This window comes from Spongiivirga citrea (genome assembly GCF_010671565.1).
GTDB classification, from domain to species: Bacteria; Bacteroidota; Bacteroidia; order Flavobacteriales; family Flavobacteriaceae; genus Spongiivirga; species Spongiivirga citrea.
Genome location: NZ_JAABOQ010000005.1, coordinates 310,673 through 334,220, shown reverse-complemented (window position 1 = coordinate 334,220; position 23,548 = coordinate 310,673). Strand labels below are relative to the sequence as shown.

The 23,548-nt window shown below is 36.5% G+C and carries 18 protein-coding genes; 7 read left to right on the top strand and 11 right to left on the bottom strand.

Annotated elements, in window-relative coordinates; all coding sequences use genetic code 11:
* Position 1: 1 nt before the first annotated feature.
* The 4 genes from mutS to GWK10_RS13435 all read right to left on the bottom strand — a co-directional run bounded on the left by mutS (position 2) and on the right by GWK10_RS13435 (position 6,917).
* The gene (gene mutS / locus GWK10_RS13450; RefSeq protein ID WP_164032902.1) at positions 2-2,614 is read right to left on the bottom strand and encodes a DNA mismatch repair protein MutS; all 2,613 of its coding nucleotides are present in this window, start codon (positions 2,612-2,614) and stop codon (positions 2-4) included.
* Between the two features lie 223 nt (positions 2,615-2,837).
* A complete protein-coding gene (locus tag GWK10_RS13445; RefSeq protein ID WP_164032901.1) occupies positions 2,838-3,644 on the bottom strand; it encodes a DNA/RNA non-specific endonuclease in 807 nt (268 codons plus the stop codon).
* Position 3,645: 1 nt separating this feature from the next.
* Entirely contained in the window at positions 3,646-4,755 is a 1,110-nt protein-coding gene (locus GWK10_RS13440) for an ABC transporter permease (RefSeq protein WP_164032900.1), read from the bottom strand.
* 8 nt (positions 4,756-4,763) lie between these two features.
* On the bottom strand, positions 4,764-6,917 hold the full coding sequence (locus GWK10_RS13435) for a carboxy terminal-processing peptidase (RefSeq protein ID WP_164032899.1): 2,154 nt from the start codon (positions 6,915-6,917) through the stop codon (positions 4,764-4,766).
* Positions 6,918-7,071: 154 nt separating this feature from the next.
* Here GWK10_RS13435 and surE point away from each other — a divergent pair, with 154 nt between their 5' ends.
* Genes surE through GWK10_RS13410 form a run of 5 tightly spaced genes read left to right on the top strand, consistent with a single transcriptional unit; the run spans position 7,072 to position 11,845 of the window.
* Positions 7,072-7,848: a 5'/3'-nucleotidase SurE gene (surE, locus tag GWK10_RS13430; protein WP_164032898.1), complete on the top strand. Its 777-nt coding sequence runs from the start codon at positions 7,072-7,074 to the stop codon at positions 7,846-7,848.
* Positions 7,841-8,137 carry a hypothetical protein gene (locus tag GWK10_RS13425; protein ID WP_164032897.1) on the top strand — a complete coding sequence of 99 codons (297 nt, stop codon included), beginning with the start codon at positions 7,841-7,843 and terminating at the stop codon, positions 8,135-8,137. The genes surE and GWK10_RS13425 overlap by 8 nt, the downstream gene beginning before the upstream one ends.
* Before the next feature lie 13 nt (positions 8,138-8,150).
* Positions 8,151-9,272 (top strand): lipid-A-disaccharide synthase, encoded by a 1,122-nt coding sequence (gene lpxB / locus GWK10_RS13420; RefSeq protein WP_164032896.1) that lies wholly within the window; start codon positions 8,151-8,153, stop codon positions 9,270-9,272.
* The gene (locus GWK10_RS13415) at positions 9,269-9,781 is read left to right on the top strand and encodes a C40 family peptidase (protein WP_164032895.1); all 513 of its coding nucleotides are present in this window, start codon (positions 9,269-9,271) and stop codon (positions 9,779-9,781) included. Before lpxB ends, GWK10_RS13415 begins: the two co-directional genes overlap by 4 nt.
* 45 nt (positions 9,782-9,826) lie before the next feature.
* Entirely contained in the window at positions 9,827-11,845 is a 2,019-nt protein-coding gene (locus GWK10_RS13410; protein ID WP_164032894.1) for a ComEC/Rec2 family competence protein, read from the top strand.
* A gap of 199 nt (positions 11,846-12,044) precedes the next feature.
* Here GWK10_RS13410 and GWK10_RS13405 read toward each other — a convergent pair whose 3' ends face one another.
* From GWK10_RS13405 to GWK10_RS13395, 3 genes are all read right to left on the bottom strand, one after another.
* Positions 12,045-12,593, bottom strand: coding sequence for a thioredoxin family protein (locus GWK10_RS13405; protein ID WP_164032893.1), 549 nt, complete (start codon positions 12,591-12,593; stop codon positions 12,045-12,047).
* A gap of 123 nt (positions 12,594-12,716) precedes the next feature.
* Positions 12,717-14,249: a peptide MFS transporter gene (locus GWK10_RS13400; protein WP_164032892.1), complete on the bottom strand. Its 1,533-nt coding sequence runs from the start codon at positions 14,247-14,249 to the stop codon at positions 12,717-12,719.
* A gap of 27 nt (positions 14,250-14,276) precedes the next feature.
* Positions 14,277-16,490: a S9 family peptidase gene (locus tag GWK10_RS13395; protein ID WP_164032891.1), complete on the bottom strand. Its 2,214-nt coding sequence runs from the start codon at positions 16,488-16,490 to the stop codon at positions 14,277-14,279.
* A gap of 503 nt (positions 16,491-16,993) precedes the next feature.
* Between GWK10_RS13395 and GWK10_RS13390 the strand changes: the two genes are divergently transcribed.
* Both GWK10_RS13390 and GWK10_RS13385 read left to right on the top strand, forming a co-directional pair.
* The gene (locus GWK10_RS13390; RefSeq protein ID WP_164032890.1) at positions 16,994-18,310 is read left to right on the top strand and encodes a hydroxymethylglutaryl-CoA reductase, degradative; all 1,317 of its coding nucleotides are present in this window, start codon (positions 16,994-16,996) and stop codon (positions 18,308-18,310) included.
* The gene (locus GWK10_RS13385; RefSeq protein ID WP_164032889.1) at positions 18,310-19,215 is read left to right on the top strand and encodes a GYDIA family GHMP kinase; all 906 of its coding nucleotides are present in this window, start codon (positions 18,310-18,312) and stop codon (positions 19,213-19,215) included. The genes GWK10_RS13390 and GWK10_RS13385 overlap by 1 nt, the downstream gene beginning before the upstream one ends.
* A 77-nt stretch (positions 19,216-19,292) precedes the next feature.
* Here GWK10_RS13385 and GWK10_RS13380 read toward each other — a convergent pair whose 3' ends face one another.
* The 4 genes from GWK10_RS13380 to lptC all read right to left on the bottom strand — a co-directional run bounded on the left by GWK10_RS13380 (position 19,293) and on the right by lptC (position 23,543).
* Positions 19,293-21,443, bottom strand: coding sequence for a peptidylprolyl isomerase (locus GWK10_RS13380; protein ID WP_164032888.1), 2,151 nt, complete (start codon positions 21,441-21,443; stop codon positions 19,293-19,295).
* A 108-nt stretch (positions 21,444-21,551) separates the two neighbouring features.
* Entirely contained in the window at positions 21,552-22,820 is a 1,269-nt protein-coding gene (locus GWK10_RS13375; protein WP_164032887.1) for a hemolysin family protein, read from the bottom strand.
* Positions 22,821-23,015 carry a hypothetical protein gene (locus tag GWK10_RS13370; protein WP_164032886.1) on the bottom strand — a complete coding sequence of 65 codons (195 nt, stop codon included), beginning with the start codon at positions 23,013-23,015 and terminating at the stop codon, positions 22,821-22,823.
* Positions 23,016-23,543 carry an LPS export ABC transporter periplasmic protein LptC gene (gene lptC, locus GWK10_RS13365; RefSeq protein ID WP_164032885.1) on the bottom strand — a complete coding sequence of 176 codons (528 nt, stop codon included), beginning with the start codon at positions 23,541-23,543 and terminating at the stop codon, positions 23,016-23,018.
* Positions 23,544-23,548 lie beyond the last annotated feature (5 nt).

Below are 23,548 nucleotides of genomic sequence, written 5' to 3'. Positions count from 1 at the left end.
CCTAAGCCTTTTTCTTCTTTACCAACATCCGCTTGATCTCATTTAATTTCATTAAAGCTTCGACTGGAGTTAAGGTGTCAATGTCCGTAGTTAAAATCTCGTCTTTAATTTCTTCTAAAAGTGGATCGTCTAACTGAAAAAAGCTCAATTGCATTTCATTATCTGATAAGGTTTTCACTTTATCCGTTAGTTCTTCTGAGGAATGCGATTTCTCTAGTTTCTTAAGGATTTTATTCGCTCGATTCAACACTTGTTGAGGCATTCCTGCCATTTTAGCCACATGAATACCAAAACTGTGCTCGCTACCTCCAGCCATCAATTTTCGAAGGAAGAGGACATTATCTTTTAACTCCTTAACTGACACATTGTAGTTCTTGATTCGGCTAAACGTGTCCTTCATTTCATTGAGCTCGTGATAATGCGTCGCAAAAAGCGTTTTTGCTTTTGCAGGGTGTTCGTGTAAATATTCGCTTATAGCCCATGCGATTGATATACCATCGTATGTACTAGTACCTCGGCCTATTTCATCTAATAAAACAAGACTCCGCTTTGAAATATTATTCAAGATGCTAGCCGTTTCATTCATCTCTACCATAAAGGTCGATTCGCCCATCGAGATATTATCGCTTGCTCCTACTCGGGTAAAAATCTTATCGATCAATCCCATTTTCACCTCATCGGCAGGAACAAAACTTCCTATTTGTGCTAACAGTACAATTAAGGCCGTTTGTCTTAAAATCGCCGATTTACCCGACATATTAGGCCCGGTGATCATGATAATCTGTTGGCTTTCACGATCTAGAAAAACATCATTTGCGATATAGGCTTCCCCTGGAGGAAGCTGTTTTTCAATAACTGGGTGTCTTCCGTTCTTTATATCCAATTCGTAAGACTCATCAATCGTAGGGTATATATAATTGCTTTCCCCTGCTAATTGAGCAAATCCGCATAAGCAATCTAGCTGTCCAATCAAAGCTGCGTTCTGCTGCACTGGTTGGATAAACTCATGCATCCAGTTCACCAACTGATTAAAATATTGTTGCTCTAGAGCCAAAATCTTTTCTTCAGCACCTAGAATTTTGGCTTCATATTCTTTTAATTCTTCAGTAATATAACGTTCAGCATTAACCAAAGTTTGTTTACGAATCCACCCTTCAGGAACTTTATCTTTGTGGCTATTTCTAACCTCTATATAGTAACCAAATACGTTGTTTGATGCTATTTTAAGCGATGCAATTCCCGTTGCCTCACTTTCTCTAGCCAGCATTTTATCCAGATAATCTTTCCCTGAAAATGCTAATCCGCGAAGCTCATCTAACTCCCTAGAAAATCCCTCAGCAATAGTGCTCCCTTTTAATATATTAACTGGGGCATCTTCACTCAAAGTCTCTTTTATTTTGGCTCTAAGTGAATCGCATGCTTGTATTTTCTCTCCAATGATCTTTAAAGATTCATTTTTTGCATTCGCAGCCAATTGCTTAATGGGCACAATGGCTTCTAAGCTATTTTTTAATTGAATCACCTCTCGCGGACTCACCTTAGCAGTTGCTATCTTAGAAATAAGTCGCTCTATGTCTCCAATTTGTTTTATCTGATGTTGAAATTTAAGCAGTAACGAATTCTCATCCTTTAGATATTGAACAACCTCATGCCGAGACTTAATTTTCTCTGCGTTTTTAAGTGGTAATGCCAGCCAACGTTTCAGCAGGCGACCACCCATTGCGGAAATCGTTTTATCAATAACACTTAAAAGTGTAACCGCATTTACAGCATTAGGATTATAAAGCTCTAAATTTCTGATCGTAAATCGATCCATCCAGACATACTCATCCTCAGCAATACGGTTTATTGCTGTAATATGCTGAAGCTTGTTATGCTGGGTTTCTGACAGATAATGCAAGGCCGCTCCTGAAGCGATAATACCTTCTAATAAATGATCAATACCAAATCCTTTAAGCGTTTTAGTATTAAAATGAGTATTTAAAGTCTCATTGGCATAGTCCGTTTGATAGACCCAATCTTCAAGAAAAAAAGTATGATGATCTTTACCAAAAACCTCATTAAAATGAAGTTTCTGTTGCTTGGAAACAAGCACTTCACTCGGAGTGAAATTCTGTAATAACTTATCGATATATTCAGCTTGGCCTTGAGCAGTTAAAAACTCGCCAGTTGAAACGTCTAGAAATGAAATTCCGATTTGCTTTTTCCCAAAATGAACAGCGCATAAGAAGTTGTTGTTCTTAGCCTGTAAAACCTCATCATTTAATGCGACTCCTGGAGTTACCAACTCGGTCACCCCGCGTTTTACTATCTTTTTAGTTTGCTTAGGGTCTTCCAACTGATCACAAATAGCTACCCGTTGTCCTGCCTTTACCAATTTAGGCAGATAGGTATTCAAAGAGTGGTGCGGAAAACCAGCTAACTCCGTTCGTTCACCACCGTTATTTCTGTTTGTCAGAACAATGCCTAAAATACCCGCTGCCTTAACGGCATCTTCACCAAAAGTCTCGTAAAAATCACCTACACGAAACAACAACATCGCATCAGGATATTTCGCCTTAATAGTGTTGTATTGCTGCATTAAAGGAGTGACCTTTTTACTTTTAGTTGCCAATTAAAAAACAGTTTTGGTAGGCAACGAATGTACTATTTATTTAAGGTTTTTTAAAAGGAAGTTATTCAGAGTTTTCATCATTCTAACCAGCCAGGTGCTCCCTTATGGGAGGGGCGAGTATTTATGCTCCTTATAGATTTAACTCAAAATCTTAATAATGGTATGGAAATATATAAAACAAGACTTACAAGATTTGCAAAACCTCGCAGGTCAATACTTTTACTTAAAACTTCCAGCGATTTGCTTGATTAATGGATTCCATTTTTTCTTCAAGTGTATTCTCCATTTCGGGGAAAAAATCAATGCCAGTTAACGACTCGATCTGGTCAACGGTAACGACGAACTCTTTTAAAGGCTTATTAGAATCTTTATGAGGAATCAAAAATGCAATCATTTTCGGATTGCTATTAGACCGATCATAAATGATTTTATAAAATGAATTAGGAACGGAAACGTCTTCATCGCCGATTGTTTTCATTTTCCCTTTTAGAATACCACCTGTTATAACATATACGCCGTCATATCTTTTTGCCCAATAGCGTGTTTTCTTTTCTAGATCATTCCAAATACCAGAATTAAAACGATGTTCTTGCGGACTAATATTAGACGTCAAAAAAGTCTCATTAAAGGCATCTTTGCTATATCGTCTGTCGCCTGCTGGGCATAAATGACCACGATCATATCCCGACTTTTTATAATTACGCCAATGTGCTGCTCCACTTCTTACAGCAGGATCAACCTCAAAATATGGGCGTTTAAATTCGTTTTGCGAAAGGTGTTTTTTCTTTAACTCGTATGCCACCCATTCGGCTTGTTCATGCTGCTCATTATACGATAATGAGTAGCCTTCATGGTGCACTATTTGTCCAGTTGTAGATGTCGGCAAATAATTAGTGTTTGTATCTCTTTTTACTGTTTCACCCTGTTGAATAACCGCTTCACTTTCTGAATCTTTTTGATAGGCTTCAAAAAAGTAAACTCCGACTGCAATCGCTAAAGCGATTAATGTGTATATTTTTTTTCTATCCATATTAAGCTTTTACGTCTAAGGCATCTCGCAACGCATTCCCAATTAACATAAATGCCATTACTAGACTCATAATTGCCAACCCTGGAATAACTGCCAAATAAGGTTTCCCAAGGATGATATAATTATAGTGATCCTTTATCATTCCACCCCAACTAGGCGTTGGTGGTTGTGCACCGATTCCTAAAAAACTGAGTCCGCTTTCAATTAAAATCGCGCCCGCAAAATTGGCAGCAGCAATAACGATCACGGGAGCCATAACATTTGGTAAAATGTGTCTAGAGATGATTCTAAAATCAGTATAACCCAAAGCTCGGGCAGCAGTAACATATTGTAATTGCTTTGCACTCATTATTTGACCGCGTACTACTCTGGCAACCTCAACCCACATGGTGAGTCCGACTGCAATGAACACTTGCCAAAATCCTTTCCCAATTGCTAGTGTAATTGCAATAACCAATAATAAAGTGGGGATAGACCAAGCAACATTAATAATAAACATAATCGCGGTATCTACCTTTCCTCCAAAATACCCCGCTAGTGATCCCATTGTAATTCCGATTATCAATGAAATAAAAACGGCAATAAAACCTATGAAAAATGAAATACGAGCTCCAATAAACATTCGACTTAAAAGATCACGACCATATTTATCGGTACCTAGTAGAAAACGTTGTTTTGAAATAAAAGCCGCTTCAATTTCTTCAGAGGAACTGGCATTTGAAAATTTAGAAAAAGGAATTGATTTTTTAATCCCGTCCAATCCATCAGATGCATATTCTACAATTTGTAAAGTGTCATTAGCGAAACTATACGATGTTATCGGTGTCTCAGAATAAGCGGACTTTTTTCCAAATAGCAGATCAGAAAAAAAAGAGGAAGATAGCTCCTGTTCTAAGGGAATTTTAAGCATGGTTACTTCAAATCCTGGTTTCTTAGAATGAATACTTAAATGCATTTGGTTAGCATTAGAAGTATCATCTGGAGCAATAACATAGGCGAAAATTGCAATAAAACCAATCAAAACGATATACCAAAAACTCAAAACGCCCCAAAAATTCTTTTTAAATTTTTGGAGCGCTAATGATGTTAACGACTTAGATTTTTGCGTCATAAACTGGCTTAGCCTTTATTGATATCGGCTAATTTTCTATTCTTTCTATTTAGGTAATCTATTTTAAGGTCTTCTAATACGTTGAGCGCCTCTTCAATATAGGCATCACGGGCTAGTGCCTTGTGCCAGCGTTCTCTCTTATCAGCTAAAACACTATCTTTTTTCATTGCCTCAATTTCATATGGTAATGAGTTGAATGTAAGATTGTTTTTATACTCTGACAAAGCCTCAAAACGCTTTGTAAATTCTTTATTTTTCTTTGCTTCGTTAAGATAATCGTCATAGTTAAGCGGGAAACTAGAATCATCACGCTGCTCACTAATCCATTTGGCTTGTTCGTCGATCAACTTAAAATGATTGCTTTTCGCCATGCGCTCCTTACTACTACCAACTACTCGTTCAAGATCGATATAGTCATTCCAAGGCCTGTATGAAGCTGCGTCTATTTTATCCCATGGTAATGGATTGTCTTGATCTTTTTCACCTACATTAATGTATGTATATCGATCTGGAACAACCACATCACTTTTCACGCCTTCTAACTGCGTAGAACCTCCATTAATTCGGTAAAACTTTTGTGTAGTTACTTTCATCGCACCTACATCACCTAAAGTATTGTTGCTAACGATTCTATTAAGATCTACCACATTTTGTACTGTGCCTTTTCCATAGGTCTGTTGGCTACCAATTATTACCGCACGTTTATAATCTTGCATTGCAGCGGCTAAAATTTCAGATGCTGATGCCGAAAGCTCATTTACTAAAATTACCAAAGGACCATCCCATTGGATGCGAGCATCTTCATCCTTTAAAACTTCTTTACGCTCGCCAGTGGATTTTACTTGTACTATTGGCCCCTTCTTAATAAAAAGACCTGCCATATCAACCACAGTTTTCAACGATCCGCCACCGTTTCCACGAAGGTCTAGAACTAATCCGTCCATGCCTTGCTTTTTCAAACGCTCAATCTCTTTCGCTACATCTGTTGCTGCATTGCGTTCGCCGTAATCTTTAAAATCGATATAAAATTTAGGAAGATTGATTACTCCATATTTCTTATTTCCCTTATTAACCATACTCGTCTTTGCATAAGCTTCTTCAAGCTCAACCACATCGCGAGTGATCATTACATTTTTGATGCTACCGTCAATCTTTTTCTTGAGTGTTAACTCTACTTGAGTTCCTTTAGGACCTTTGATTAATTTTACAGCATCGTCCAGTCTCATACCAACTACATCTACTGGTAAATTTTCATCGGTTTGGCGTACTTTAAGTATAATGTCTCCAGACTCGACTTCATTTCCTCTCCAAGCAGGACCTCCAGAAATTACTTCAATAATATTGATATTACTGTTTCTTTTTTGAAGACGCGCACCAATTCCTTCCAGCTTGCCCGACATACTTGTATCAAATCGATCTTTATCTTCTGGTGAAAAGTAGAAGGTATGTGGATCAAATTCCAAAACAACTGCATTTAAGTAAACTGAAAACCAATCTTTTCGCTCTAAATCATCAAGATTATCAAAATTATCAGTGATGCTCTTTTTTACAGATTCTCTCGCCTCTTTTTCTAATTCTTTCTTGCTTCTTACTTTGTATTTAACGTCATCCTTAAGCTTGGTTTCATCTAATTTTAATTCAGAATCATATACACTTAGTGCAGAAAACTTTAATTGTTTTCTCCATCTTTCGACTAATTCTCTCTTATTTTTTGCATAAGGAAGCTTTTCAGTATCACTATTGTAGGTCTCATTTTTAGAAAAATCAAATGATTTACTAAGCACTTTAGGATACAGTTCTTTTGCTTCCTCAATACGCTGCTCTAAGCGTTCATGCGTTAAATTAAAAAAGGTGATTTCCGACTTTTTGAATTGGTCGTCTAATTGAAATTTATACTTTTCAAACTCTTCAATATCCGATTTTCTGAAATAACGTTTGTACGGATCCAGGCCTTGGATGTAGTTCATATAAACGTTTTCCGAGAACTCGTCATTGATGTCTCCTGGATTAAAATGCAACTGATCGATCACATAAGTAATCAGTTCTATTAGTAATTTATCCTTGTCAGGATTGTCAAAACTTTTAGCATTACCGAACGTACATCCACAAAAAATCGTGGCGCATAAAACCATAGTGGTTAGCACTTTATAATTCCTTTTCATAAATCCAACTATATTTTTCACCTTTATTTTCGACTAATTTAACGAAAAAACCATGCCAAAACGTATATCGCGTTACTAATTTTTTGTTAAGCCGAAAAAGAACAAAACAACATTTTTAAAATACGTAATTTAGCTTCTAACGAAAAGGAGATATATGAGTAACAAACCACTGATTCTTGTCACTAATGATGATGGCATTACAGCACCTGGAATACGAACCTTAGTGAGTGTAATGAGTGAGATTGGCGATGTGGTTGTAGTTGCTCCCGATAGTCCGCAATCGGCTATGGGGCATGCCATTACTATTAACTCGACTTTACATGTCGAAGAAATTACTGAAAATGGCAGTGCTATATCGGAATACGCATGCTCGGGAACACCAGCGGACTGCGTAAAATTAGCGGTAAATGAGATTTTAAAACGAAAACCTGACCTTTGTGTTTCAGGAATTAATCACGGTTCGAACTCATCGATTAACGTTATTTATTCCGGAACCATGAGCGCGGCTTTAGAGGCTGGTATAGAAGGTGTACCTGCTATTGGCTTTTCATTATTAGACTATAAGTGGGGTGCTAACTTCGAGCCGATAAAAAATCATGTAAAAAAAATAGCGCAAAATGTCTTAGAAAACGGACTCCCAAATGGTGTTGTTTTGAACGTTAATTTTCCAAGAATTTCTGAAAACGAAATAAAAGGCGTTAAAATATGCCGTCAGGCCAAGGCTTATTGGAAAGAAGAATTTGACAAGCGCACCAATCCAATGGGTAAGGATTATTATTGGTTAACGGGTAAATTCGTCAATGAAGATCATGGTGAGGATACTGATGAATGGGCGTTAGAAAATAATTATGTCTCTATCGTACCTGTTCAATTTGACTTAACAGCACATCATGCCATACAACAATTAAATACTTGGACACTAAATGATTAATCGTAAAAAAGAAATCTTAATAGGTATTGTAGTTGGCATTATCGCCACCTTTATTGGCATGTTCTTTTATTCGCTTTACTCTGCTAGCACTTCGAATTTGACACAAGAAACCGCAATTAAAGTTTTTTTTGAGCAGGGAAAACTCGGACATCTTATTTCAATGGGCGCCATTTTAAATCTACTTGCATTTTTTATTTTTTTAAAAAGAAAACAAGATTATCGAGCTCGAGGCGTTTTGTTGGCTACTATTTTTACTGCCATTATCGTGTTGATTTTGCAGTTTATTTAAAAGAATACAAATAGTGAAATATTATCTCATAGCTGGTGAAGCATCTGGAGATCTCCACGGATCGAATTTGATGAAAGCCATTGAAAAGCAGGATCCCAATGCCAATTTCAGGTTTTGGGGAGGCGATTTAATGGAAGCTGTTGGCGGAACGCAAGTAATGCATTACAAAGAGCGTTCGTTTATGGGGTTTTTGGAAGTTATTACCAATATCGGCACTGCACTCAATAATATAAAGCACTGCAAAAAAGATATCGAAGCATTTAATCCTGATGCATTAATATTTATCGATTATTCTGGATTTAATTTACGTATAGCAAAGTGGGCAAAACCCAATGGTTATAGTACGCACTATTATATTACTCCGCAAGTTTGGGCATCACGAGAAAAACGTGTTCAAGATATTAAACGCGATATCGATCATATGTATGTCATTCTTCCTTTTGTAAAAGATTTTTATCAAAATAAACATCAAATGGATGTGGACTTTGTAGGTCATCCTTTAATTGATGCGATTGAAAATAGAGATTCTTTTAATGCGGATGAGTTCAAAAGGAACTATCAACTAGACGATAGGCCGATTATTGCTTTGCTTCCCGGGAGTAGAAAGCAAGAAATCAAAAAAATGTTGTCGGTTATGCTATCGATGATACCACATTTTAACGAGTATCAATTCGTGATCGGAGGCGCACCGAGTCAAGAAGAAGCATTTTACAAAAGCATTATTAAATATGCCGATGTAGCCTTTGTTCCCAATAAAACTTATGATCTTTTAAGCGTGGCAAGAGCTGCCTTGGTGACTTCCGGTACTGCTACCTTAGAAACAGCTTTGTTCAAAGTCCCTCAAGTCGTCTGTTATAAAGGAAGTTGGCTTTCATATCAAATCGCCAAGCGCATTATCACCTTAAAATACATCTCTTTAGTGAACTTAATCGTTGATAAGCCATTGGTTACCGAATTAATACAAGGAGACCTCAATAGTAAACGTTTACGAAATGAATTAAATCATATTTTACAAGAAACCAATAGAATTGAGATCTTAAATGAATATGATTTGCTAATTGAAGAACTTGGCGGTGGTGGCGCAAGTGCGAAAGCTGCGGCATTAATTATTAAAAACATCGATAAATCTAAATGAAACAACTAATTGCTATTACCCTTTTCTGCGTGCTTTGTACCTCATGTGGTGCTAGGAGATCAGTAGGTGATGCAGGTAGACACGCCCAAACAAAAACAGTTGTTGAAGAAAATAAGCCTGTCATCACTGAAGAGAACCCGATTATTTCCACAGCACTAAGCTATCGCGGTACGCCCTATAAATATGCAGGTACTAACAACTCAGGAATGGATTGCTCTGGATTAGTTTTCGTAGCTCACAAAGCTCACGATATCGATTTACCACGCACCTCTTATTTAATGGCTGAGCAAGGGGTTCGAATTAAGAACAACGAAATTCAACCAGGCGACCTTGTATTCTTCCGCACTAGGAAAAACTATAGACGGATTAATCATGTTGGCTTAGTAGTTGAGTTGGTTAATGATGATGTACGTTTTATTCACGCAACTACTTCTCGAGGCGTTTTGATATCATCATTAGATGAGCCCTACTGGAAAAATGCCTACTCAGAAGCTAGGCGAATTCGCTAGGCTAAAAATTTGTTATATTCATATCGACTATTTACCATCTAAAACATGCGCCTTTTCGATTTTACGGTCGTCAAACTATGCTTATGCCTTATTGTAGGCATATTGATTGAGCGCTATGTTTCTTTTAATTCAATTTCCTTATTTGTTGTTAGCGGAATATTATTAATAGCCTTACTAATCTTCTACACACGATCAAAAAAACAATTTTTACAGCAGCCTTGGTTTGGTATATCAGGTTATTTACTTTTTATTTTAATAGGAATTACTTCAGCCCACATAAACAACCCATTACATTATCAAAATCACTATACCTCATTTCTTAAGAATGACAAACAAACCGTTGAACTAAGTATTCAAAAAGTATTAAAACCAACCACCAATAGTGATCGATATGAAGCTATCATTCATGAGATTGACTCCGCATCGAGTAGTGGCAAAATCCTTTTAGTAGTTGAACGGGATTCAACCGGAAACAAGCTCAAGGTTGACAATACTATCTTGGCTAAATCCATTTTACGACCAATTGCGAAAGCGACAAACCCACATCAGTTCGATTATGCTGCCTATTTAGCAAATCAATATATCTATCATCAATTATACTTAAAAAGCGCTCAGTATATTCAACTTGAGAACAAACAAAACACCTTGTCCGGTCGCGCCGCAAAGACTAGGAATTATATGATTTTAAAACTAAAAGAAAACGGATTTAAAGATGATGTGCTAGCTGTGATTTCGACTTTGCTTCTGGGGGACAGGCTTCAACTTTCAAATGAAATAAGAGAGGACTATGTAAACGCTGGAGCGGTGCATATCTTGGCAATATCAGGCCTTCATATTGGTATTATTTACTTTTTGTTACAACTAGTTTTTGGTGGATTTAAAAGGCAACAGTATCGATTAACAAGAACAATCTTAATTATTAGTTGCCTGTGGGTATTTGCATTTATTGCTGGCATGAGCGCCTCGGTTGTACGCGCTGTTAGTATGTTTACTGCCGTCGCTATTGCGGTTAATTTGAATAGGATTACCAACACTTCAAATATCCTGTTTATATCGATGTTCTTTTTGTTACTATTCAAGCCAACATTCTTATTTGAAGTCGGGTTTCAATTAAGCTATCTGGCCGTATTTGCTATTATTTGGACACAACCTTTAATAAGCAAACTATGGAATCCGAAAGCTTGGTTTTTAAAAAAATTCTGGGATTTAACTACGGTCACCATTAGTGCTCAATTGGGTGTTTTGCCGCTAAGTCTGTTCTACTTTCATCAATTCCCTGGTTTATTCTTTCTATCTAATTTGATTATTATTCCACTGCTAGGCCTAATCATCGGTTTTGGAATATTAATTTGTGTACTTGCAACATTGAACATATTACCTTCATTTGCAGCCAAACTTTATTCTAGTATCATAAATAGTCTGAACAATTATGTAGGATGGATTGCGGATAAAGAAGCATTCATTTTCAAGGATATTTCTTTCAGCCTTGAGCAGATGCTGGCTTGTTATATTATCATTATTGCCAGTTATCATCTTTTCAAAAAACCAAATAGCAGAAAACTACTCTTTACCCTAAGTAGTGTTGTTCTATTTCAGAGTAGTTACATGTTCAAAAAGACTACTACTTCGAGTGAAAATGAGCTTATTATTTTTGATCGATATGATGACAATATTATCGGAATTAAAAAAGGAAAAACTTTGCATCTCTATGCCCTTAAGGATTCAATAACCAACACCATTCGTGATTATAAAATAGGTGAACGCATTGAGGAAATTCATTTTCAAAAACCCCTACACTTTATAAAAGTTGAAGATCAAGGGATTTTAACAATCACAAAAGAAACAAAACAATTACCCGTCGACCTTAAAACTGATATTCTTATTCTGCATGATTCACCAACCAAAAATATCGATCGGCTAATTCGTGATCTTCAACCTAAAACCATAGTTGTTACATCTAGCAACTATCCGAGTTTTGTTAAGCGATGGAAGAACAGCGCTGAAAAAAAAGAGGTTGGGTTTTATTCTGTTAAGGAAAATGGGGCTTTTCGAATGAGTTTTTAGTTGATTCAGTTTGACTGCAAGAAGATACATCGAGAACCTATTTTCAAGTAAACATTTAGCCTAAGCGAAAAATCTCTATACAATTTTCATTTTCACTATTGTTCAAACAAAAACCACTTGACTTGACAGTTGTCAGATCGAGTGGTTTTTATGAGGCACGAAGCAAAAATTGCATCGCGAGTCTTTTATATTTACAATGCTATCTTGTCTTAAAAGTCGGTTTAAAATTACGCTGGTATTCGTCCCAAGCAGCTTTGTCTTTATTTACCTTTAAGTAGTCATCATTGGCGAACAACTTCAGATATAACTCCATTCCATTTGGTTTGATATACCCTCTAATAGGTGCTATTAATCCGCCTTTTTCATCAAAAAACACTACCGTAGGATAGGCACTTACTCGCAAATATTGCGTGAGTTGATGTGGATAATTACGTGTATTCTTCTTAGCAGGGTCATACTTAGGATTGCTAAATGTTTTGTCAGCGTAGGTAACTGTGCTATTTCCTTCACCATTAAATTTTACAGCATAGTAATTCTCATTTATATATGCAGCAACATCTTTATTTTGAAAAGTATTTTTATCAAGCAATTTACAAGGTCCGCACCAATTGGTGTACACATCCATAATAATCTTCTTCGGATTGTCTTTTTGAGCCGCTAGAGCTTCATCCAAGGTGATCCATTTTACTTGCGCAAAGGTGGTCAATACGCTTAATGTGAAAATGGAAAATAATAGCATCTTTTTCATGTCTCGTAATTTGGGTTCTTTCTTGTTAACGATGATATAGTCGCAACTAGTATGCCGTAAATTACAAAAAAGCCCCGATTACGGAGCTTTTTTGAACTATTTTAATAGATAATGGGTATCGTTCTAATGAACTTTGCCTAATAATTTTTTCATTAATGGCGAGAATATAAGAACTATTAAACCGGCTCCTATCGAGTATTTCGCGATAAGACTAAACCCATCAATATATACATTCAATGTATCTAGACCACCAACATTTGAATCGGTACTCTCAATTGCAAGTTGCTTTGAAATAAATCCAACTATCTGAAAAGCAAAAGCAGATGACAAGAACCAAACTCCCATCATGAAAGCGATAATTCTTTGTGGTGCTAAATCTGTTATTTTTGATAATCCGACAGGAGACATAAATAACTCTCCAACTGATAAAATAATGTACATGAATATTAAATAGTACATTGGAACCATCCCATTTCCATCTGCACTCCCTCCACTCATAGCTAAAACATAAAAACTTAAACCAGCTAATATTAATCCGAAACCAAATTTATACGGTGTTCTTGGATTAAGGTTCTTTTTAGTAAGATATACCCAGAGAAAGGATATAGGAATGGACAAGATAACTATGACTAAAGAATTTAAAGCATTTGTTTGACTTGCGTTCATACCCACTAAATTCACGTTTCTATCGGCAAATAATGTAATCACACTTCCTGAAAGCTCATGAAAACCCCAAAATATGGTCATGAAAAGAGTAATTAATACAGCCATGAAAAGCTTTTTCCTTTCTTCCGCTGTTGACTTAGCCATTATATATCCCATGTAAACCAATACACTAATTCCAATAAGCTTAAAAATAATATTTACGATATTTTGTTCTCCAAGAAAGGAATCTTCGCTAGTTACCGATTTATAAGAAGCCAACAAATAAGCTATAACAGGTGCTGCAGCGAAAGACAAAATGGGCACCAATGTTTTTTGAGGGATTCCAAGAATCTTTTTATCATATATTTCTTGGCTAGGCGGCAATCCTTTATCTCCAAATACATTTCGTTTAATACCATTCCAAAAGAAAATTAATCCTGTTAGCATTCCAATACCAGCCAAACCAAAACCATAATGCCACCCATAGGTTTCACCTAACCAACCGCATAACAACGGGGCGGCAAAACCACCAATATTGATTCCCATATAAAAGATGGTAAAACCGGAATCCTTTTTAGGGTCACCATATTTATATAATGAACCAACAAAAGTTGATATATTTGGTTTAAAAAAACCGTTGCCCACAACGATAAATGCTAAGGCTAAGAAAAATGCAATATCGTTTTCTATAGCTAGGACAAAATGGCCAATAGCCATCAAAATTCCTCCTAGGAAAATTGACTGTCGCATTCCTAGGATTTTATCGGACACGCGCCCACCAATTACAGTTGATGCATATACTAAAGAACCATACGAAGCATAAACCGCTGCAGCGGCAACGTCTCTTTCAGCCAATGCTTCAAAAATCTCTTTAGTCATGTAAAGCATTAATAACGCCCTCATTCCATAAAAAGAGAATCGCTCCCAGAGTTCAGCAAAAAACAGGTAGAATAACCCTTGAGGGTGTCCGAAGAGTTGTTTTTCTTCTACAGCATTTGTGTTCGTATCCATATAATTCTATTTAGTTAGGTTGTTTGTTTATCCTTTGATTTTCTCTAATGTAGATTCTTTTTCTACCGGTAGTGTGCGCTTAATAAAGTTGGTCATTTTAGTGTACAGTTGAAGTCTCGTTGCTCCTCCGTAAATCCCATGGTTTTTGTCAGGGTATAATGCCCAGTCGAACTGTTTATTGGCTTGCACCAATGCCTCAACCATTCGCATTGTATTTTGCACGTGTACATTGTCATCGCCTGTACCATGTATTAACAAGTAATCTCCTTTTAATTTCTCTACATGATTAATTGGAGAGTTTTCGTCATACCCTCCCGGATTTTCTTGCGGGGTTTGCATATAACGCTCGGTGTATATAGTATCATAAAAGCGCCAGCTGGTAACCGGAGCCACAGCAATAGCCATCTTAAAAACATCATTCCCTTTTAATATGGCATTACTACTCATAAAACCACCATAACTCCACCCCCATATTCCGATTCTTTCTGCATCAATATAAGGACGCTTCCCTAACTCAATTGCCGCATCAATCTGATCTTCGACTTCGTATTTACCTAATTCTTTATAGGTTACTTTCTTAAATTCAGCTCCTTTAAAACCGGTACCGCGACCATCTACACATGCAACAATATAGCCTTGCTGTGCCAACATATAATACCAATAATCATTACTCGAGTTCCAACGATTAGAGACTTGTTGGGATCCTGGACCGCTGTATTGAAACATGAATAATGGATATTCCTTATTCTGATTAAAGTCTTTTGGTTTAATCATCCATGCATTTAGCGCATGTCCTTTTTCGGTGGTTAAAGTGAAGAATTCTTTTGATGGTAAATTGTAATCAGCAACCTTTTGTTTCAACTCCTTATTGCCAACAATTTCCTTTACTACTTTTCCATTTTTCGACTCATGAAGTGTGTAGCTCGGCGGTGTATTCACATTAGAAAAAGTGTTAATGAAATAATCAAAACTAGTACTAAACGACGCGCTATTTTGACCAAGATTTGCGGCTAGTGCTTTTTTACCTTTTCCATTAATTCCGATGGTATATACACCTCTGTTGCTTGATCCTGTTTCGGTAGATTGGTAGTAAATGCGACCATTGCGTTTATTAAACCCATAATAGCGTGTAACTTCCCAATCGCCTTTTGTTACTTGCTTTAATAGTTTTCCTGTTTTATCATAATGATAAATATGATTAAATCCGTCTTTTTCACTTGTCCAAATGAAACTATTATTTGGTAAAAAAGTCAAGTTGTCGGTTACATCAACGTAGGCCTTATCCGTTTCACTTAGCACTACTTTAGATGCTACCGAATTCGCATCAATAAATAAAAGATCTAATTTATTCTGATGACGATTTAGTAGCTGAGCACTCAGTACATTCGTATCCTTGGTAAACTTAATTCTCGCAATATAGAAATCACTATAACTCGAAAGATCGACTGTTTTTAAGCTACTAGTATTCACATCAAAAATATGTAGTGAAACATCGGCATTTTTTTCACCGGCCTTAGGATACTTAAACACTTGTTGATCGGGATACAATGCTTGACCATAAACATCCATTGAAAATTCAGGAACAGTAGATTCATCAAAACGGATAAAAGCTATTTTATCTCCTTTTTTGTTCCAATCAAAAGCTCGTACAAAAGCAAATTCCTCTTCATATACCCAATCCGTGACACCATTAATTATGGCATTCTTTTTACCATCTGTGGTAATTTGAGTTATCTCATCATTCTCAAGATTTTTGAAATACAAATTGTTTTCAAAAACAAAACCTACTTTTTTTCCATCTGGAGAAAAAGTAGGTTCTTGAATTTTTTGATCAAAAATTAGCTTGGTCGTGCCACTTGTAATATCATGCACAAAATACATTCCTAAACGAGATCGTCTATAGACTTGTTCGACCTCTGTAGCTAAAATTAGTTTGGTTTCGTCAGCACTAAACTTATAATCGGTAAAGGTGCTTATTTCATTGATAGCATTACTACTAATTAGTGTTGCTACTTTTTGCTGGGTTTTATAGTCGTATTTATCTACAGCAGAAACTCCTGTTACTTTATCAAAATTTAGTACAGTATACTCCTTTCCGTTATTCATGGAGTGGAGTGATTGCATTCGCTCAGTTCGGAACTCGCCTCCCCAAATTTCTTCTAATGTTAGTTGTTTGTTTTGAGCTACTGTTAAACTCACAAAAAAAGACAGTATTAGTACTCCCCAAACTCGTAATTGCATGTAGTAAATTTTTAAAGTGTGCCAATTTTACTAATTATTTGGCACTTTTTTACGTATTTCCTGTTAAAGCTGGCAATATATCGAAATATCTTAAATGAGACGAATTTTTGATATTATTGAGAGTATGTAATGTGGAACAGCAGAAATTTTACTTAAGAATATCAGCTTAAGATTGCTCCATTAAGCATTGTGAGTAGAATTAGCATGATGAACAGCGTGATACCACAACCAATAATCACCCCACAGATAAAGTAGGGGTTCTTTATTATTTCCTTGGTAATCTTGTCCATCAGTTAATAAGCTAGTTTGCATTAGTAAAACAAACAGCGTATACAAAACCCTACTATTTTCGATGAAAAACCTCTTTTGAATTGGTCAAAAAAGCCAGAAATCAAGGAAAAAAGGCCTTGTCACACGCTAATTTTAATATTAAATGGCTTGAATTGATATCCTATGTGATATAAGCAATAACATCTTATCTTTGAGATTTAGATCTTAATTGAATGACCATACCGATCAACGGGTTTTCTAAACTTACCAAAGAGGAAAAAATTAGCTGGTTAGCTGATAACTACTTTAGTGATATTGAAACAGGAATTGCTACCATAAAATCCTATTGGAATACAGATAGCAAACTACAGCAATTACATGATGAATTTATAGAGAATACCATTACCAATTTTTATTTACCTCTAGGAATTGCGCCTAATTTTCTGATTAACAATCGACTTTATAGCATACCGATGGCAATTGAAGAAAGTTCAGTTGTGGCGGCAGCAAGTAACGCCGCTAAGTTTTGGTTGAGCCGAGGCGGGTTTCATGCAGAGGTAATTTCGACTACCAAAATTGGTCAAGTCCACTTTATTTTTAAAGGAGATAATGATAAGTTGAAAGCGTTTTTCAAGGTTACTAAGTCGAAACTTATCCAGGAGGCTTCAGAGTTAACTCGGAATATGGAGAAACGTGGTGGCGGTATTTTGGATATTTCGTTAAGAGATAAAACAGCCGATATGGAGGGCTATTATCAACTACACTGCAGTTTTGAAACGCTGGATGCTATGGGAGCGAATTTTATTAATTCGTGCCTAGAACAATTCGCAACTACGCTTAAAAAAGAGGCGCTTTCTTATGCTAATTTTAGTGAATCGGAGCAGCGTATTGAAGTTATTATGAGCATACTTTCTAACTATGTACCAGAATGTTTGGTAAAAGTTGGAGTAGAATGCCCAGTCGAATCGCTGTTTAGCGACCCTAAACAATCCGAGGCGTTTGCTGAACGTTTTGTAACGGCGGTTAATATTGCAGCAATAGAACCGTATCGTGCTGTTACGCATAATAAGGGAATAATGAACGGTATTGATGCTGTTGTGGTCGCTACCGGGAATGATTTTAGGGCTGTCGAGGCTGGAGTTCATGCCTATGCCGCCAGAAATGGTAATTATGCCAGCCTGAGTCATGCCAGCCTAGAGAATGGTGTATTCAAGTTTTGGATGGAATTACCGCTAGCACTAGGAACCGTGGGTGGATTGACAAAATTACATCCACTAGTAAAATTGAATTTAGATATGCTTGGTAATCCTACAGCAAAAGATTTGATGATGATTGTGGCTACAGCTGGACTTGCTCAAAACTTTGCGGCATTGCGATCATTGACCACCACTGGAATACAAGAAGGACATATGAAAATGCATTTAGGGAACATTCTTTCAGAATTAAAAGCCACTAGCCAAGAAAGAGATCTAGTAGAAGTCCATTTTAAAAATAACACCATATCTCATAGCGCAGTTGTCGATTTTGTAAACGAACTAAGAAAGAACTAATGAAGGTGTTTAAAAGCCAAGGGAAACTGCTGCTTACGGCTGAGTATTTAGTTTTAGATGGCGCTAAGGCATTGGCCATTCCAACAAGCTATGGTCAGGATTTGACAGTTATTGAAAATGGTTTTGATGGATTTAAATGGGAAAGCTTAAACCGATTTGGAACCTGTTGGTTTTACTGCCATTTTGATGAATCCCTAAAAATTACCAAAACGAATGATCAAGAAATTGCGGAACGATTGTTGCAAATTCTGGAAGTAATTAAAAAACTCAACCCTAGGACTTTTTCAACTATTGGGCTCCAGTTTACAAGCAAGCTGGATTTTGATCGAAATTGGGGTCTAGGCTCATCATCAACGCTAGTGAATAATTTAGCCCAATGGGCTGGCGTAAATCCATATGAATTATTAAATGAAACGTTTACCGGAAGTGGTTATGATATCGCTTGCGCATCAGCTAAAAATGCCATTTTTTATCAATTAGAAAATGAACAGCCCGTCATTGAGAACGCAAACTTTGATCCCGTTTTTAAAGATTCCTTATACTTCGTTCACCTAAATCAAAAACAAGATAGCCGAGCTGGGATTAAGCACTATCGTAGTAATAGAAAAGAACATTTACCCATCGACGAAATTAATGAGATTGGTAAACTATTTTGTGCTGCCAATACTTTAGGTGATTTCCAGAAACTCATCACGCAACATGAGAACATTATTTCGAAAACAATCGACTTGTCGCCTGTAAAAGATAAGCTTTTTAGCGATTATCAAGGTGCTATAAAGAGTTTAGGCGCTTGGGGTGGTGATTTTATGTTAGCCGCGGGAAACGACAATACCATGGACTATTTCAAGGAAAAAGGGTACGAGACAGTTATTAAGTATACCGAGATGGTGTTTCAAAAAGATTAATTACTATTTGTACCATATAAAAAGACCCCAAAGGTTACAAATACCTTTGGGGTCTTTTAGTTTATAAATACAAACTACTAGTAGAAAGTAGCGCGATTATCTTCAATTTCTGCAGCATCTTTAAGTGCGTTAAACACTTGCAAGTTTACCACATTGCGCTGTTGCGTTGTCAATCTGTTTGCGTTTGCGGAGTAGTTGTCCAGTTTAGGTGCTTCAGTTACTTTAGTAACCTTTACCATATACATTCCTTTCTCACCTTCTATCAAACTGCTGCTTTCGCCTTCACCTAATCCGAATGCATACCCGACAACTTTTGGCTCAGCACCTGCTCCTGAAATAGTTGGACTTTGCATGCTAATTGCATTTGCCGTACGAACAGATGTGCTTGCAGCTTTTGCCAACTCACTAATATCAGTTTGTGCATATTTTGCTCTGATTAATTCAGCTTTTTTCTGCTTTCTAAGTATTGGTAACACTTTGGCAGAAGCATCTTCTACTGATGAAACTCCTTCTGATGTTGCACCAGTAACTTGCGCAACTGCGTAGCCATTTGTCAAATCAAAACGGCGAATATCGCCCACCTCAGTATCTTCTTCAAAAAGCCATTGTACTAATCCTCTTTGATTTCCAATACCTGGGATATTTTCGTCAAACTCGCTAATTTTATTTACTGGTCTAGCCGTGTAATTGTTCTCTTTTGCAGTTTCTAAGAAAGAAGCTCCTTCTTTTTTAGCTGCTATCTCAAATTTAGTAGTTGTATTGAATACGTTACTTACTGTTTCTTCAGAAGCTTCTACAGCTAATCCTAAATTCGCAATTTTATACGCTTCTTTAAATGCTTTTTGATCGTCGATTCTAATAATATGAATACCAAACTTGGTTTCAACTACTTTGATATCTCCTTTATCATTAAAGAAAATGAAATCACTAAAGTCGCGATCAAAAGTATTGTCATTAATTGTGCTATATGTAGTCCAACTGATATCACCACCTTTACCTTTAGAACCGTCAGCATTAATGCTATCTGCTACCTCAGTAAACTTGGCTTTATTTCTTCTAACCAAAGGAAAAATACTATCGATTTTCTGTCTTGCCAATTCCTTAGTTAAGGCATTGGCCGGAGCACGTTGCGCACCAATAAAAGGAACAATGATGTGACTTGATTGAACAGAATCGGCGATTTGCTGCTTAGCTACCATCTTAGTAGCGATTACGCTATTTTCAAATACATATGGCCCAAATACATCTCCAACTGCTAGTTTAGTAACATCATCAGCAACTTCGGTGATCATTTGTGTCTTAAACAAGAATTTATCGTTGAATTGAATATCAGAATTCTCAGCTAAAAACTCTTCGTTATTTGTGGTGTTTCTAAAACCTACTATTGAATCAGCAGATACGCGTGTATCCAAACGATTCTCAATCATCTCGCTAACCTTGGCTTTCACAGCATCTTCATCCGCCTTAGAAGGGTTTTCATCAAAAAGCACATATTGAATATCTCTAGACTCTTCTACTTTGAATGCAGACTCATGTCCGTCGACATACGCTTGGATTTCAGATTTTGTGACAGTTACAGTACTATCAGCAATACTTGTAAAAGGTACCTGAACATATTGCATGTCTAACTTATCGTTTTCCATACGGTATGCGAATTCACCTTCAGAAAGTGTAGCCCCTACTCCTGCTTTAATTAGGTTAAAATATAATTGCTCGCGTGCAACCTCAGCAGTGCTTTGCTCAAAATTAATCCACGCTTGGTATTGTTGTGCTGCAAGAGGATCAGTACCAGAAGTTGCTTGAATTCTCGCTATGTATTCCTTTAGTTTTAACTCTTCAAAAACACCATCTTCATTTAACCACTGCGGATTTGATGTTATTTGCGGGTTAGAAACAATCGCACTCCATATTTGGTCTTTTTCTATGCTAATACCCAATGCTTCATACTGCTCTTCTAACAAAGTCTTACGCACTTCACGATCCCAAACGGAATTTACTGCTTGTGTCGTGCTTGAATTTTGTCTTCCTCTTCTTAAGTTTTCAACTTGAGTTCTAAAATCGTCTAAATCAATTTTTTCACCATTTACAGAACCGATTGAACTTAAATTATTTCCAGCACCCATTCCACCTTGGTCAAGAATACCAGTGAAAACAAAAGCTAGAAGCGCAAGTCCGATGATTAGAATTAGAAAAATACCTTTACTTCTAATCTTTCCTAAAATCGCCATTATATCAAATATTTATAAAATTCAGTGGGCGAAAATACAATTTAAAGCCGAAAGTTAAAAGGTAAATTGCAGTAATTATAGGGGGTTGAATTAGGTTTTAACAGTAGATTATTCTTTCTCTAACACCTCCAGCAAAACGGTGTCAATCTTCGTGTTTGAAACTTCAAGAATCGTAAATTGATACTCGGCTATTTGTATGATCTCACTTTGCTCAGGGATATTCTCAGTATGGCTAGTAATCATACCGCCAAGCGTTTCGTAATGTTCTTCTTCTGGCATGCTGAGCTTGAAGGTCTCGTTAATATAATCAACATCTAAACGTGCAGATAGTTTGAATTCATTTTCAGAAAGTTGCTCTTCAATTAAATCGATTATATCATGCTCATCTTCGATCTCTCCAAATAGCTCTTCAATAATATCTTCGACGGTTATCAAACCACTAGTGCCACCATATTCATCCAACACCACAGCGACACTTTTTCTTTTTTTAGTAAGTGCATCTAATACATCATTAATCATCATAGTCTCAGGAACAAACTCAATAGGCAATAGAATACTTTTAATTGTTTTTGGTTTTTTAAAGAGTTCAAAAGAATGCACGTAGCCGATAATATCGTCTATGGTATTTTTATAAACCAGTATTTTCGAATGCCCCGTTTCAATAAACAATTTTGTTAATACTGAAGGCGACTCGTGCAACTCCAAGGCAACAATTTCCGTTCTTGGCACCATCACTTCGCGGGCTTTTACTCCCGAAAATTCCAGCGCATTTTGAAATATTTGGATTTCGCTATCGACATCATCATGCTCATTAACGGTTTCCATTTGCTCAGTTATATAATCACCCAATTCAACCTTGCTAAATGCTAACTGAACCTGATCTCCTTCAGTCTTAAAAAAGTTTTTCAGGACGATATTCGATATCCAAAGAACAAACTCTGAAATCGGTGAAAAAATGAGATAGAATAGATATGCAGGTAATGCAAAAACCTTGACTAAAGTGTTGGCATAAATTTGAAAAAATACTTTTGGAAGAAACTCAGCTGTCAGTAAAATAATCAAGGTTGAAATAGCCGTTTGAATAAGTAAACTAGTCGGAGCATTGAGCGTGGAATATTGTTGTGTGATGAAATCCATCAACACATCACCCATATAAAAACCATAAATTACCAACGAAATATTATTACCTACTAGCATGGTTGCAATAAACTTGGAAGGTCGTTTGGTAATTTTATGAAGAATACTAGAAAGTAAGCCTGCTTGCTTTTTTTCAATTTCAATATGGATCTTATTAGCCGAAACATAGGCTATTTCCATACCTGAAAAAAAAGCGGAAAAAATAAGAGCAATACTAATTATCAATAACTGATAATCCATTTATCGTTGGTTGTTTCTGTCTTGAAGTTTTTTGGCAAAGCGGCGTTTAAAAAAGAACACAAAAACTGCAATTGCTGCCAAAAATAGCAGTGTGTACGATCGCGTACGATCACTATTCCAAACACCAATACCCTCGTAAATAAATAAGGCTGCAAACGCCAAATACGCAAATTGAAAATACTTGTAATATTTCATTTAATGTTCTTCTTCTTTATCAATTTCACCTATCGGTATCTCGCCACCATCGATATCGCCAAGGTGGATTTTTTTGAAATTCCGATCGGCATCTAAACCAGTTCCCGAAAGTGGTCCCTCTTCGCTTTCAAAGGTAAACCTTTTTTTAGTAAACATCCATTGATTGTTCTGATCCCAATATAGTTGCGAGGTTTTAAGAAGTCCGCCATCATGTGTTTTGATTTCTACATTGCCTTGCAGATCGATCAAGCTTGTCGCATCGTACAAAATGGCATAATCGCTAGTGACTTCGCTTTTATTTTTAGCATCATCATAAAACTCTAAATGAATCCCTTCAGGAAACTCACGATATCGAAAAGATTGATTGGAATAGTCAAGACTCAATGGACTACGAAGCACAACAACCACCTTACCAGAATCGGTATAGGTAAGTCGGATATTTTTACCCTCGCCTGAAGGAAATTTTGATGATTTTGAAAGCGCTTCGACCTCTTTAAAATCATTTTTACAAGAAAAAAAGAGTGCCATAGTAA

Excerpts from the sequence above, each read along its gene's own strand:
- GWK10_RS13385 (WP_164032889.1), top strand. The coding sequence starts at position 18,310 with ATGAAGGTGTTTAAAAGCCAAGGGAAACTGCTGCTTACGGCTGAGTAT.
- GWK10_RS13405 (WP_164032893.1), bottom strand. The coding sequence starts at position 12,593 with ATGAAAAAGATGCTATTATTTTCCATTTTCACATTAAGCGTATTGACC.
- GWK10_RS13415 (WP_164032895.1), top strand. The coding sequence starts at position 9,269 with ATGAAACAACTAATTGCTATTACCCTTTTCTGCGTGCTTTGTACCTCA.
- GWK10_RS13400 (WP_164032892.1), bottom strand. The coding sequence starts at position 14,249 with ATGGATACGAACACAAATGCTGTAGAAGAAAAACAACTCTTCGGACAC.
- GWK10_RS13425 (WP_164032897.1), top strand. The coding sequence starts at position 7,841 with ATGATTAATCGTAAAAAAGAAATCTTAATAGGTATTGTAGTTGGCATT.
- GWK10_RS13395 (WP_164032891.1), bottom strand. The coding sequence starts at position 16,490 with ATGCAATTACGAGTTTGGGGAGTACTAATACTGTCTTTTTTTGTGAGT.
- GWK10_RS13410 (WP_164032894.1), top strand. The coding sequence starts at position 9,827 with ATGCGCCTTTTCGATTTTACGGTCGTCAAACTATGCTTATGCCTTATT.
- GWK10_RS13435 (WP_164032899.1), bottom strand. The coding sequence starts at position 6,917 with ATGAAAAGGAATTATAAAGTGCTAACCACTATGGTTTTATGCGCCACG.
- GWK10_RS13390 (WP_164032890.1), top strand. The coding sequence starts at position 16,994 with ATGACCATACCGATCAACGGGTTTTCTAAACTTACCAAAGAGGAAAAA.
- GWK10_RS13440 (WP_164032900.1), bottom strand. The coding sequence starts at position 4,755 with ATGACGCAAAAATCTAAGTCGTTAACATCATTAGCGCTCCAAAAATTT.
- GWK10_RS13370 (WP_164032886.1), bottom strand. The coding sequence starts at position 23,015 with ATGAAATATTACAAGTATTTTCAATTTGCGTATTTGGCGTTTGCAGCC.
- GWK10_RS13375 (WP_164032887.1), bottom strand. The coding sequence starts at position 22,820 with ATGGATTATCAGTTATTGATAATTAGTATTGCTCTTATTTTTTCCGCT.
- GWK10_RS13380 (WP_164032888.1), bottom strand. The coding sequence starts at position 21,443 with ATGGCGATTTTAGGAAAGATTAGAAGTAAAGGTATTTTTCTAATTCTA.
- surE (WP_164032898.1), top strand. The coding sequence starts at position 7,072 with ATGAGTAACAAACCACTGATTCTTGTCACTAATGATGATGGCATTACA.
- GWK10_RS13445 (WP_164032901.1), bottom strand. The coding sequence starts at position 3,644 with ATGGATAGAAAAAAAATATACACATTAATCGCTTTAGCGATTGCAGTC.
- lptC (WP_164032885.1), bottom strand. The coding sequence starts at position 23,543 with ATGGCACTCTTTTTTTCTTGTAAAAATGATTTTAAAGAGGTCGAAGCG.